The organism is Streptomyces sp. NPDC002838 (assembly GCF_040295365.1).
Lineage (GTDB): Bacteria > Actinomycetota > Actinomycetes > Streptomycetales > Streptomycetaceae > Streptomyces.
The window spans coordinates 1-12854 of the sequence record NZ_JBEOVF010000026.1; the positions used below are offsets into that span (position 1 = coordinate 1).

Genomic DNA, 12854 nt, shown 5'->3' on the forward strand with positions numbered 1-12854 from the left:
CCTTTGTGCCCATTTTCTGCCAAAACCCGCCGGTTTGTTATGGCGGGGGGGAAATACACCTACCCGCCATTTTTGGGCGGTGGGCCGGCGGGGCCCCGGGGCCCCGGGCCCCCACCGCAGGACCGAACCGGACACGCGGACGTGACGGAGGGAGCGCTTCGCGATGAAGGCAGTGACCTGGCAGGGCAAGCGGGACGTCCGGGTGGAGGACGTGCCCGATCCGAAGATCCAGGAGCCGACGGACGCCGTCATCCGCATCACCTCCAGCGGGCTGTGCGGCTCCGACCTGCATTTGTACGAGGTGCTCACCGCGTTCATGACACCGGGTGACATCCTCGGCCACGAGCCCATGGGCATCGTCGAGGAGGTCGGCGCCGCGGTGCCGGACCTCGCGGTGGGCGACCGGGTCGTGGTGCCGTTCCAGATCGCCTGCGGCAACTGCTGGATGTGCCTGACGGGGCTGCCGACGCAGTGCGAGACCACCCAGGTCACCAGCGAGGGCATGGGCGCCGCCCTGTTCGGCTACACCCGCCTGTACGGCGCCGTACCGGGTGCCCAGGCCGAGTACCTGCGCGTCCCGCAGGCGCAGTACGGCCCGATCAAGGTCCCTCAGGGCCCGCCCGACGACCGGTTCGTCTACCTCTCCGACGTCCTGCCCACCGCCTGGCAGGCGGTCGCCTACGCGGACGTCCCGCAGGGCGGCAGCGTCGCCGTGCTCGGCCTCGGGCCGATCGGCGACATGGCCTGCCGCATCGCCCAGGTGCGCGGCGCCGGCCGGGTGTTCGGCGTGGACCTGGTGAGCGAACGGCTGCGCCGGGCACGGTCCCGGGGCGTCCAGACGTACGACCTCAGGAGCTTCGACAACGAGAAGGAACTGATCGCGGCGATCCGCGACGAGACCGACGGTCGCGGCCCCGACGCGGTGATCGACGCGGTCGGCACCGAGGCCCACGGCAGCGCCGCCGCCCGGCTGGCCCAGCATGCCTCGTCCCTGCTGCCCCGGAAGATCGGCGGCCCGCTCGCGGAGCGCTTCAGCGTGGACCGGCTCGCCGCCCTGCACACCGCCATCGAACTGGTGCGCCGGGGCGGCACGCTCTCGCTCACCGGCGTCTACGGCGGCATGGCCGACCCCCTGCCGATGCTCACGATGTTCGACAAGCAGATCCAGATCCGGATGGGCCAGGCCAACGTGCGCCGCTGGAGCGACGAGATCCTCCCGTACCTCACCGACGAGGACCCCCTCGGCGTCGACGACTTCGCCACCCACCGGCTGCCGCTCAGCGAGGCGCCGCACGCGTACGAGATGTTCCAGCGCAAGCGGGAGGGCGCGGTCAAGGTGCTGATGACGCCCTGAGTCAGGGGCCCCCGAAGATCTCCTCCAGGTCGTAGCGGACCGGCTCCTCCAGCTGGGCGTAGGTGCAGCTCTCCGGGGTCCGGTCCGGGCGCCAGCGGCGGAAACGGGCCGTGTGCCGGAAGCGCGCGCCGTTCTCCATGTGGTCGTACGCCACCTCGGCCACCCGCTCCGGCCTCAGCGGCACCCAGGACAGGTCCTTCTTGCCCGACCAGCGGCTGGGCGCGCCCGGCAGCCGGGCCGTCTCGTGCGCCGCCTCGTCCGACCAGGCCGCCCAGGGGTGCCCCGCCACGTCGTCCATGCGCAGCGCCTCCAGCTCCTCGACCAGCTCGGCGCGCCGCTTCATGGGGAAGGCGGCGGACACGCCCACGTGCTGGAGGGCGCCCCGGTCGTCGTAGAGGCCGAGGAGGAGCGAGCCGACCACCGGGCCGCTCTTGTGGAGGCGGTAGCCCGCGACCACGACATCCGCCGTGCGCTCGTGCTTGATCTTGAACATGGCGCGCTCGTCCTGGAGATACCGCACGGTGAGCGGCTTGGCGATGACACCGTCCAGGCCCGCCCCCTCGTACTGCTCGAACCACTTCCGCGCCACGTCGATGTCCGTCGTCGCCGGTGCCAGGTGCACCGGGGCCGTCACTCCGGACAGGGCGTTCGTGAGCAGCGGCCGCCGGTCGGCCAGCGGCACGTCCAGCAGCGAGTCGTCCGCCAGCGCCAGCAGATCGAAGGCCACGAACGAGGACGGCGTCTTCTCGGCCAGCATCCGCACCCGGGAGTCCGCCGGGTGGATACGCTCGGTCAGCGCGTCGAAGTCGAGCCGGCCCTCGCGGGCGATGACGATCTCCCCGTCCAGCACACAACGCTTCGGCAACCGCTCCCTCAGCGCCGCCACCAGCTCGGGAAAGTACCTGGTCAGCGGCTTGCCCGTACGGCTGCCCAGCTCGACCTCGGCGCCGTCGCGGAACACGATCGCCCGGAACCCGTCCCACTTCGCCTCGTAGTGCATGCCCGGCGGGATCCTCGCCACCGACTTGGCGAGCATCGGCTTCACGGGCGGCATCACCGGCAGATCCATGGTCCGATTCTGCTCTTGTACGGCGAGAAATGCCCGGTGTGCGAGGTTCGCGCGGTGCGCCTACCGTGGCTCGCATGGGCGAAGCGGTGGAACTTCAAGCGGGCGGCCGGACCGTACGGCTGTCCAGCCCCGACAAGATCTTCTTTCCCGAGCGCGGCTTCACCAAGCTGGACCTCGCCCAGTACTACCAGGCCGTCGCCCCCGGCATCCTGCGCGCCCTGCGCGACCGGCCCACCATGCTGGAGCGCTACCCCGAGGGAGTGACCGGCGAGTCCTTCTTCCAGAAACGGGCCCCGAAGAACATGCCCGACTGGATCCCCACCGCCCACATCACCTTCCCCAGCGGCCGCAGCGCGGACGAGATGTGCCCCACCGAGGAGGCGGCCGTGCTGTGGGCCGCCCAGTTCGGCACGCTCACCTTCCACCCCTGGCCGGTGCGCCGCGACGACGTCGACCGCCCCGACGAACTGCGCATCGACCTCGACCCGCAGCCCGGCACCGACTACGAGGACGCCGTCCGCGCCTCCCACGAACTGCGCGCCGTCCTCCACGAGTTCGGCGGCCTGCGCGGCTGGCCCAAGACGTCCGGCGGCCGGGGCCTGCACGTCTTCGTGCCGATCGAACCGCGCTGGACCTTCACCCAGGTCCGGCGCGCCGCCATCGCCGTCGGGCGCGAGATGGAACGCCGCATGCCGGACCACGTGACGATCAAGTGGTGGAAGGAGGAGCGGGGCCGGCGGATCTTCCTGGACTACAACCAGACCGCCCGGGACCGCACGATCGCCTCCGCCTACTCCGTACGGCCGCGCCCGCACGCGCCGGTCTCCGCGCCCCTGCGCTGGGAGGAGGTGGGCGAGGCCCATCCGCGGGACTTCGACCTCGCGACCATGCCCGCGCGCTTCGCCGAACTCGGCGACGTGCACGCGGACATGGACGAACACCGCTTCTCGCTCGAAGCGCTCCTGGAGCTGGCGCGCCGCGACGAGCACGATCACGGGCTCGGCGATCTGCCGTACCCGCCCGAGTATCCGAAGATGCCGGGGGAACCCAAGCGGGTACAGCCGAGCAGGGCGAAGAAGGCGGTACCTCCTCCGGGACCTACAGCTCCTTGATCCTGATGTCCCGGTACGAGACCACGTCCGTCGTGCCGTGCACCTGGAGCCCGATGTAGCCGGAGGCGAACCGTCGCCCGTCCGTGCCCGGGTCGTCCGAGCGGGGCGGGGTGAAGTCCTGGCCGCCGATGTTGTCGAACTCGTTGATCAGCACGCCGTTGCGGTAGACCGAGTAGTGCTGGTCGACCACCCGGATCTCGTAGTCGTTCCAGGTTCCCTTCTGGGTGACGCCGGCACCGGCGAGCCCCACCCGGTCGAAGCCGTAGACCGAGCCCGTCTTGTACATGTCGCCGTCGGGCCGGTCGAGCACCTGCACCTCGTGCCCGTACTTGATGGCGACCCACTCCGGCCGGGACTCCTCCGGGTGGTCGTGGACCCACGGGAACCGCACGAACACACCGGAGTTGGCGTTCCCGGTGCCCGGAGCGTCGTCACGCCACTGGAGCTTCAGCGAGAAGTCGCCGTACTTGCGCTGCGGGAACCACAGCATGCCCAGGCCCGCCTTGGTGGTGCCGCTGGTGATCGACCCGTCGGCGTTCAGCCCGAACGAACCGCCGCCCACCTGCTGCCACTTGGCGAAGGACTCCGCGCTGCCGTCGAGGATCGTACGGTAGCCCTCGGTCTGGCCGGGCTTGCCGATCCCGGACTGACGGGCGGCCTTCTGGACCGCGTTGAACTCGCGCTGATCGACGATCCCTTCCTCGAGCAGCTTGTCCAGGACGGTCCTCACGTGCTTGAGGAACAGCGCGTGGGACGTCCACTCCTTCTCGTCCTCGATCAACTCGTTGATCCGGCACCGGCTGTTGGTGACCCGGTTCGGCACACCCGAGTCGACCGTGCCGACGATCACCGTCAACCGCTCGTCGTACTCGGGGCAGTTGGGGGCCGGGACCTGGCTCGACACCACCGTGAAGGTCACCGTGCGTGCCGCGGAGGTGTTGCCCGCCTTGTCGGTCGCCCGGTACGCCACGGTGTGCGCACCCGCGCGGTCGACCACCACCGGGATGGTGTATGCGATGTACGGTCCGCCGTCGAGTGAATACTCGATCCGGTCGACACCCGAGCCGCCGTGGTCGTCGGTGGCGCTCACGGTGACCTTGGCGTTCCCGATGTAGGCCCCGTCCGAGTTCTTCGTGCCCTCGACGGTCACGCCCGTCACCGGCGGTGTCGTGTCCTGCGGTGGTGTCGCGACGACCGTGAACTCGACGCTCTTCTCGGCCGCGACGTTGCCCGCCTTGTCGGTGGCCCGGTAGCGCACGGTGTGCGTGCCGACCTGATGCACCATCACGGGGGCGGTGTACGGCTGCCAGGCGCCGGAGCCGACCGCGTACTCGATCGTGTTGACGCCGGAGCCGGTGTCGGAGGCGGAGACGGTCACCGTGGCCATGTCGATGTACGCCCCGTCGGCGTCCCGCTCGCCACTCATCGTCGCCGAGGTCTCCGGCGGTGTGGTGTCGTCGGAGGGCTGTGCGACGACGGTGAACTCGACGGTCTTCTCGGCGGAGGTGTTGCCCGCCTTGTCGATGGCTCGGTAGCGGATCTTGTGGCTGCCGACCTGGTCGACGACGACCGGTGCGGTATACGGTCGCCAGTCGCCCTCGTCGCCGACCGCATACTGGATACCGTCGACGCCGGACCCGCCGTCGTCCGTCGCGCTGACCGTGACGCTCGCCGAACCGACGTACTCACCCTTCGCGTTCTGCGCGCCGGTCACCTTCGCCGCCGTCTCCGGCGGCGTCGTGTCCTCGCCCCCGCCCTCGGTCACCACGAGGATGCCCTGCATCCGGCCGTGGCCGGGGATCGTGCAGTGGTAGAAGTACCGGCCGGGCGTGAGCGTGACCTCGGCGGTGTGGCGGCCGCCCTGTTCGTCGTTCGGGTTGGCCAGGATGTTGAGCTGGACGTCGTTGTTGAACTCGGGATCGCTGGTCACGAACGTCAGCGTGTGCGGCATGCCGATCGTGTTGCCGGTGGCCTCGCTGTTCTCGAAGACGATGGTCGCCGCGCCCGCGACGGCCGTGGCGGGCGCGGACGTGTACTTGTCGATGTCGTTGCCGGCGGTCCAGGTGAGCACCTGGGCGGCGGCCGGCTGCTCAGCACGCTCACCACGCGCGGTCTGAGCGGTGGACGTCGACTGCAGCCCGAGCATCATCAGTACGGCGGCCAACAGGGCCGTCCAGATTCTTCGTTGCCGTCTCACTGCGCCCCCCTGGCCAGCTGGTCGGCGGCCGGCGTCTGGCCGCCACCCCTGTAAGTGACGTGCCACAGCGCCGACTTGGCGTCCGAGGTGAAGAAGCCGCGGCCGTAGTCGAGGACGTACAGCGCGCCGTCCGGACCGAACTTCCAGTCCATGAGGTTCTTGATGCCGTCGTTGCCGACCGGCACGATCTTCTTCAGCGACTCCGCGTGGATCGGCAGACCGCCGGCGCCGTGGTTCTTCGGGTCGGTGATGACCGCGTGGCGCGGCTGGTCGGCGTCGTAGAAGTCGCCGACGAACCACTTGCCGTCCCAGTACGACGGCCACTTGACCTCACTGGTGGCCGAGACGTCGTCGTACCGGTAGACCGGCCCGTTCATCGCGGCCTGGCCGCCGCCCTTGAGCCACGGCAGCAGGTAGGTGGCCTCCTCCTGCTTGTAGGAGGGGACGCCGTTCGCGTCGCGCGGGTAGTCCGGTGCGCCGCCCTGGGGCGAGTACCAGATGTTGTTGCCGGTGACCGGCGGGAGGTTGACCAGGCCGTCGTTGTTCGGTGACTCGTTCTTCGGGTGGTCGCAGTCGTACCAGCCCAGCGGCTGCGTCGGATCGGGCAGATTACGGTCGCGGTAGGGCTGCTTGTTGCCCATGCAGTACGGCCAGCCGCGGTTGCCCGCCTCGGTGATCACGGCGAACGTGTCGTACTTGGCCGGACCCCAGGTCGGGGACGGCGCACTCGCGTCCGGGCCGACCCAGCCCGCGTACAGGACGTCGGTCCGCCGGTCGACGAAGATGCGCGCCGGGTTCCGTACGCCCATCACATAGATCTCGCCGCGGGTCTTCCCGCCGCCCTCCTCGGTCTCCCTGCCGGTGAACAGGTTGCCGTCCGGGAGGGTGTACGTCCCGTCGGGCTCCGGATGGATGCGCAGGATCTTGCCGTTGAGGTTGTTGGTGTTGCCGGAGGTGCGGCGCGCGTCGGCGAAGGAGACGCCCTTGTAATTGGGCTGGGGATTGTTGCCCGAGTAACCGCCGCTGAAGCCGCTGGAGTTGTTGTCCCCGGTGGCGATGTACAGGTTGCCCTTGGAGTCCCAGGCCATCCCGCCGCCCGCGTGGCAGCAACTGTGGATCTGAACCGGCCACTTGAGCAGCACCTTCTCGCTGCTCAGGTCGAGCTTGTTGGTGGCGAGGTCGAGAGTGAAGCGGGAGACACGCCGCTCGGCCATCCGGGTGTCGCGGTTGATCTGCGAGTGGGGCGTGTAGTGCAGATACACCCAGCCGTTCTGCTCGAAGCGCGGATCGAGTTCGATGCCGAGCAGGCCCTCCTCGACCTTGACCAGCTCGTCGCCGCCGCCCTTGTTGCCGAAGACCGTCAACTCGCCCGCGAGCGTGACCTTCTTGGTCTTCGGGTCGTAGACGTGGATCTCGCCCTTGCCCTTGCCGATGTCGGGGTTGTTCCAGTCGATGATCACCGGCTGGGAGGAGTCGGCGCCGCCCCGGCCGATGTAGAGCACGCGGCCGTCGGGCGCGGTGACCAGACCGTGCGGCTCGCCGATCTGGTCGTTCTTCCCCGGCTGGTTGGGCTGGGTGAGCCGCTCCGCCTTGTAGTTGCCGGTGATCGTCGCCTTGCAGTCTGCCTGCACCAGACGGGTGGTCCACATCAGGGCGCCGCGCAGATGCGCACGGAAGTCCGTCTCGTCGTACGACGACACCGTGCCGCCCATGCCCGTGTAGAAGGAACGGCCGCCGTCGTAGTCCCGGCACCAGCTGATCGGATGGTCCCAGCCGTTGGCGCTCGCACCCGGCCGGTATGTCGACTCCCGTACGCGGGCGACCGTATGCACGTCACCCGACGGGTTCTTCACCCAGTTCAGCCACTGGTCGGGGCGCTTCCACTGCACCGGCAGCTCCTTGGTGGCCGGATGCTGCCGATCGCCGACCTCAACGGTCGCGCGCTGCACGGTCGTAGGGCTGGACGCGGCAGGACGGGCGCCGACCAGACCGGTGAACCAGTCCGAGTACGGCTCCGCACGGGCCGCGTCATGGATGCCGACGAAACCGCCGCCGGCCTCCATGTAGGCCTCCAGGCCCGCCTCCTGCTCAGGATCGAGGACGTCTCCGCCGCCGGTCAGGAACACGATCGCGTTGTACCGGCCCAGCTTCGTGTCATTGGTGAAGACCGAGGCGTCGTCGGTGGCCTCGACCTTGAAGCGCTGGTTCGCCGGTCCGGACAGGCCGATCCTCTCGATGGCCTCGATGCCGGCGTTCACGACCGGCGCCTCGTCCCCGGCCGCGGCGGACCCGTGGAAGAGCAGCACCCGTACGTTCGCGCCGCCTGGCGGCGACTTGACGGACATCGTTGTCGGGGACGGTTCGGGGGCCGGGCGGGCGGTGGCCGCAGGGCCAGACAGCAGTCCGGCGGCGACGACCCCGGCGGTCACAGTGGCCGCCCAGGCCCGTCTTCTCGTGCTTGTTGTGCTCAACCCTCGTAAGTGCATGGGCACCTCCTCGGTCACAGCGACGGCGCCAAGGAAGCTAGACCTCTTTGCACCCCTAGCCAATACCTATGACCGCAATGGCACGAACTTTGTCCTGAGTGTGGATAAACAGGAGCGGGGCCGGTACCGTCGCACAGGTTCATCACAGGTACGTCTCCGCAAGTTCCGTATCAGGGTGGGGAGTTCCGCATGGACAGACGCGGATTCAACCGGCGGGTGCTGCTGGGCGGCGCGGCGGTCGTGGGTGGTGGGAGCGTCGCGACATCGTTGTCCGCGGCGTCCGAGGCCGCGAGCGCCGACGGACCGGCGAGGACGGCCCCGGCCGGCGGCCAGGTCAAGCGCATCAAGCTGTACGCCGAGAGGCTCGCCGGCGGACAGATGGGCTACGGCCTCGAGAAGGGGAAGGCGACGATCCCCGGGCCGCTGATCGAGCTCAACGAGGGCGACACCCTGCACATCGAGTTCGAGAACACGATGGATGTCGCGGCGAGCCTCCACGTCCACGGCCTGGACTACGAAGTCTCCAGCGACGGCACGAAGTTGAACAAGAGCGATGTCGAACCCGGCGGCACCCGCACCTACACCTGGCGCACCCACGCCCCCGGCCGCCGCAAGGACGGCACCTGGCGGGCCGGCAGTGCGGGCTACTGGCACTACCACGACCACGTCGTCGGCACGGAGCACGGCACCGGCGGTCTCCGCAACGGCCTGTACGGCCCGGTGATCGTCCGCCGCAAGGGAGACGTCCTGCCCGACCGGACGCACACGATCGTCTTCAACGACATGCTGATCAACAACAAGCCGGCGCACTCCGGCCCCGACTTCGAGGCCACGGTGGGGGATCGCGTCGAGTTCGCGGTGATCACGCACGGCGAGTTCTACCACACGTTCCACATGCACGGTCACCGCTGGGCGGACAACCGTACGGGCATGCTCACCGGCCCCGACGACCCGAGTCAGGTCATCGACAACAAGATCACGGGCCCGGCCGACTCCTTCGGCTTCCAAGTGATCGCCGGGGAGGGCGTCGGAGCCGGGGCGTGGATGTACCACTGCCATGTGCAGAGCCACTCCGACATGGGGATGGTGGGGCTGTTCCTGGTGAAGAAGCCGGACGGGACGATCCCCGGCTACGAGCCGCACGAACACCGAGCCGTGCCCGAGGCCGAATCCCCGCCCGGACCCGGGTCCGGGCGCGAGCACGAACACTGACGGACCATGGGTCGGTGACGCTGCGGGAAGGCCGTGGGTGAGGGTGTCGAGAGCGCTCTCACTCCGGTGGTCGGGCCAGGGCTATCCTGATCCGCACCCACCGACTAGGAGCCCCGAGTGACCGACACAGTGCCTCGCCCCACGCTGGAGGCCGTGGCCGCCCGGGCCGGTGTCTCACGGGCCACCGCCTCCCGCGTGGTCAACGGCGGGGACGGGGTGCGCGAGCCCCTCGTCGAGCGGGTGCGGCGGGCCGTGGAGGAACTCGGGTACGTACCCAACCAGGCCGCCCGCAGTCTGGTGACCAAACGCCACGACGCCGTCGCCGTCGTCGTCGCCGAACCGGAGACCCGTGTCTTCGCCGACCCTTTCTTCGCTCTGCAACTGCGGGGCATCAGCAAGGAGTTGACCGTCCACGACAACCAGCTGGTCCTTCTGCTCACCGAGGGCCGCGACGACCACGCCCGCGTCGGTCGCTATCTCGCCGGCGGTCACGTCGACGGAGCGCTGGTGTTCTCGCTGCACCTCGACGACCCGCTGCCGGAACTGATCCAACGGGCCGGAGTCCCGACCGTGTTCGGCGGCCGGCCCGGTTGGAGCGGCGACCGCCACGGTGTGGTGTACGTCGACAGCGACAACCGCGGCGGCGCCCGCGAGGCCGTACGCCATCTCGTCGGCCTCGGCCGCACCCGGGTCGCACACATCACCGGCGCCCTCGACCAGACCTCCGCGGTGGACCGGCTCGACGGCTACCGGGACGTCATGGTCGACACCGACCCGCGGCTGATCGTCGAGGGCGACTTCACCCCGGCCGGCGGCGAGCGGGCGATGCGTGAACTCCTCGACCGCCGCCCGGACCTGGACGCCGTCTTCGCCGCGAACGACCTCGCCGCCTCGGGAGCCCTGCGCGTGCTGCGCGAGCGCGGGCTGCGGGTGCCCGAGGACGTCGCCGTGATCGGCTTCGACGACATGCTGCCGGTCGCCGAGCAGACCGATCCACCGCTCACGACGGTCCGTCAGGACATCGAGGAGATGGGCCGGTTGATGGCCCGCCTGCTGCTGCGCGGCCTCGACCGGCGGAACACCCCCCAGGAGGCGGGAGCCACACCGTCCGGCGTCGTCCTGCCGACGACACTGGTACGCCGCGCCTCGGCGTGACCGCTACTCGGTCATGTACTCGGTCACGTCTGCGGTGGCGAGCTCTTGATCACCGCGAAGCGTGCTCCGTACGGGTCGGCGAGTTCGGCGATGCGGCCGACGTTCTCCAGGTCCGTCGCCGGCAGACGGACGACGCCGCCCCGCTCCTGCGCCGCGGTGACCGTGGCGTCCGCGTCCAGGACCTCGAAGTAGGGCAGCCAGGCCCCGGCCTTCTCCTTGGTCGCATCGTCCTCCAGCGGGACGATGCCGCCGAACATGGCATCCGACTCGATCCCCGCCGGGTGGACGGTGGTGTACGTGATCCCGGCGAACGTGAGGGCGGTGGTCTCCCAGCCGAACAACCTGTTGTAGAACCCGGCGGCCGCCGGGAGGTCCGGCGTGTACAGCTCCAGCCAGCACAGCGATCCCGGTTTCTCCACGACCTCCAGGCCCTTGTTGGCAGCGGGCTGCCAGATACCGAAGGGCACGCCCGCCTGGTCGGCGAGGATCGCCGTACGGCCCTGGTCCAGGACGTCCATGGGCTGCATGAGCACCGAGCCGTGCGCCTGCTCGGCCGACTTCGCCGTGGCGTCCGCGTCCGGGGTCTGGAAGTACACCGTCCAGGACGGCGGGCCCTGGTCCGGGGTGGTCTGCATGCCGCCCGCAGCCGTCCTGCCGTCGAGCTGGAAGAAGCCGTAGCCCCCCGTCTCGGGACCGCCCGAGCGGAACTCCCAGCCGAAGAGGCCGCCGTAGAAGGAGGAAGCGCCGTCGATGTCCGGTGTGCCGAGATCGAGCCAGTTCGGAGCGCCGGTGACAAAGCGGGTGGTGAGCATCTCTGCCCTCCTTTGAGAGGTCCCGGTCTTTGACGGGTCCCGTTGCCTGCACTGCCGAGTCTTGCACCGCCCACTGACAATCGCGCGGGCTTACTGCCCGGCCCTGATCACAGTGGGTGATCATAGAAGTTCATATCGTCGTCACATCCTCCCGCGCGCCGCCGTGCGCCCAGGTGCCCGACCGCGCCATGATCGGACGGCCGGAGGCCCTCAACGAGGCGTTGATCGGGCGTTGATCGAACGTTTTTCGCCGCCCGGCACGATTTCGCTCATGCACATCGACACGATCACCCCGGCCGACCTCGCCTGGCAGACGCAGGCGCTGTGCGCGCAGACCGGGGCGGACTTCTTCTTTCCCGAGCCGGGCAGTTCGGTGCGCGAGGCGAAGCGCATCTGCGGCATGTGCGAGATGCGCTCCGCCTGTCTGGAGTACGCGCTGGCGAACGACGAGCGCTTCGGCGTCTGGGGCGGCCTGTCGGAGAAGGAGCGGCTGCACCTGAGGCGTACGCCCCATTAGCCCGGCCCTCCTTGCGCTCCCTCTCGGCTGCAACGGCATCACCACGCAAGGCGCCTGCCGGATCGCCGACCGGCTGCGGGCTTCTCCGCAGGCGCAGGTCGTCACCGGTGTCTGGCTCAAACGCGATCCGTTGGGCAGCGGGGAGGGCGGGCGGCGGCCGAACTCCTCGGATCCCCACGGTCGTTGCGCACCCTGGGCCTCGTCCGGACGAGCCTCGACGCGGCGGGTGCCGCCGTCCTCGCCGACGGGCTACTGGCGGCGGCCGCGGGCGGGCGCGGTATCGAGCGGCTCTTCGTCGGCGGTAGTCCGCTGGGAGAGGACGGTGCGGAGCCGCCGGCCGAGGTGATCGCCGCGGGCGCGATCGACGAAACCGTACGTCTCCGCGGCCCGGTTGGGTGACGCCGGCGCTCTGCGCCTCGCCGACGCCCTGTAGCGGGCGCCGTACGGACGGCTCACCCGGCTGTCCGTCGCGAGCAACGGCATCGGTTCGCGGGCGGCGGCCCGGCTCGTGTCGGCGGCGACGGTGGCCGGGGTCACCCTGCTGGACCTTCGCCGGGTACGGGCGGCGGCGGTGCTCGGCGCGACCGAGAACCACATCGACCTGGCAGCCGCCGAGACGATCGCCGAGGCCCTCGCGGGCACTCCCCACCGCCTCCTCGACACCGCGCCCCGCACCATCAACCCGCTCAGTGCTGGGCCGGGGCATCGCCGCGAGCGTCAAGCGCCGCCTGGAGGCGCTCAGCGCGCACGTGCCCGCCCTGCCGGTCCCGGCCGACGTGGCCGCCGTACGCGGCGTGCACCGGACCGCCCACGAGGAGCGGCCGGTTCACCGAGCTGCCGTCAAGGGCGGGGTCGCAGCGCGGAGGCAGGCGCGCCGGTCTCCCAAAACTGGGACACGCTGGTTCGAATCCAGTCGCCCCGCCTCCCTGGACGGCACGGC

The 12854-nt window shown here is 70.0% G+C and carries 10 protein-coding genes and 1 tRNA gene; 7 read left to right on the forward strand and 4 right to left on the reverse strand.

Annotated features, from left to right (window positions below):
* Positions 1 to 163 precede the first annotated feature (163 nt).
* Positions 164 to 1354: a zinc-dependent alcohol dehydrogenase gene (locus ABT063_RS29070; protein ID WP_351062269.1), complete on the forward strand. Its 1191-nt coding sequence runs from the start codon at positions 164 to 166 to the stop codon at positions 1352 to 1354.
* Between the two features lies 1 nt (position 1355).
* On the opposite strand, the gene ABT063_RS29075 is transcribed toward ABT063_RS29070, so the two are convergent.
* Entirely contained in the window at positions 1356 to 2423 is a 1068-nt protein-coding gene (locus ABT063_RS29075; protein ID WP_351062271.1) for an ATP-dependent DNA ligase, read from the reverse strand.
* 74 nt (positions 2424 to 2497) lie between these two features.
* Here ABT063_RS29075 and ligD point away from each other — a divergent pair, with 74 nt between their 5' ends.
* Entirely contained in the window at positions 2498 to 3535 is a 1038-nt protein-coding gene (gene ligD / locus ABT063_RS29080; RefSeq protein ID WP_351062273.1) for a non-homologous end-joining DNA ligase, read from the forward strand.
* On the opposite strand, the gene ABT063_RS29085 is transcribed toward ligD, so the two are convergent.
* Both ABT063_RS29085 and ABT063_RS29090 read right to left on the reverse strand, forming a co-directional pair.
* Positions 3522 to 5684: an OmpL47-type beta-barrel domain-containing protein gene (locus tag ABT063_RS29085; RefSeq protein WP_351062449.1), complete on the reverse strand. Its 2163-nt coding sequence runs from the start codon at positions 5682 to 5684 to the stop codon at positions 3522 to 3524. The two genes, ligD and ABT063_RS29085, sit on opposite strands and share 14 nt — an antisense overlap.
* A gap of 44 nt (positions 5685 to 5728) precedes the next feature.
* Positions 5729 to 8218: a ThuA domain-containing protein gene (locus ABT063_RS29090; RefSeq protein WP_351062275.1), complete on the reverse strand. Its 2490-nt coding sequence runs from the start codon at positions 8216 to 8218 to the stop codon at positions 5729 to 5731.
* Between the two features lie 189 nt (positions 8219 to 8407).
* On the opposite strand from ABT063_RS29090, the gene ABT063_RS29095 reads away from it, so the two are divergent.
* Positions 8408 to 9430: a multicopper oxidase domain-containing protein gene (locus tag ABT063_RS29095; RefSeq protein WP_351062277.1), complete on the forward strand. Its 1023-nt coding sequence runs from the start codon at positions 8408 to 8410 to the stop codon at positions 9428 to 9430.
* A gap of 117 nt (positions 9431 to 9547) precedes the next feature.
* Positions 9548 to 10585 carry a LacI family DNA-binding transcriptional regulator gene (locus tag ABT063_RS29100; protein ID WP_351062279.1) on the forward strand — a complete coding sequence of 346 codons (1038 nt, stop codon included), beginning with the start codon at positions 9548 to 9550 and terminating at the stop codon, positions 10583 to 10585.
* Between the two features lie 23 nt (positions 10586 to 10608).
* On the opposite strand, the gene ABT063_RS29105 is transcribed toward ABT063_RS29100, so the two are convergent.
* Complete coding sequence (locus tag ABT063_RS29105; protein WP_351062281.1) at positions 10609 to 11397, reverse strand: VOC family protein; 789 nt, start codon at positions 11395 to 11397, stop codon at positions 10609 to 10611.
* A 271-nt stretch (positions 11398 to 11668) separates the two neighbouring features.
* On the opposite strand from ABT063_RS29105, the gene ABT063_RS29110 reads away from it, so the two are divergent.
* The 3 genes from ABT063_RS29110 to ABT063_RS29120 all read left to right on the forward strand — a co-directional run bounded on the left by ABT063_RS29110 (position 11669) and on the right by ABT063_RS29120 (position 12838).
* The gene (locus ABT063_RS29110) at positions 11669 to 11914 is read left to right on the forward strand and encodes a WhiB family transcriptional regulator (protein ID WP_351062283.1); all 246 of its coding nucleotides are present in this window, start codon (positions 11669 to 11671) and stop codon (positions 11912 to 11914) included.
* Between the two features lie 183 nt (positions 11915 to 12097).
* Positions 12098 to 12313: a hypothetical protein gene (locus ABT063_RS29115; protein ID WP_351062285.1), complete on the forward strand. Its 216-nt coding sequence runs from the start codon at positions 12098 to 12100 to the stop codon at positions 12311 to 12313.
* A gap of 446 nt (positions 12314 to 12759) precedes the next feature.
* Positions 12760 to 12838, forward strand: a tRNA-OTHER gene (locus ABT063_RS29120).
* Positions 12839 to 12854: the final 16 nt, after the last annotated feature.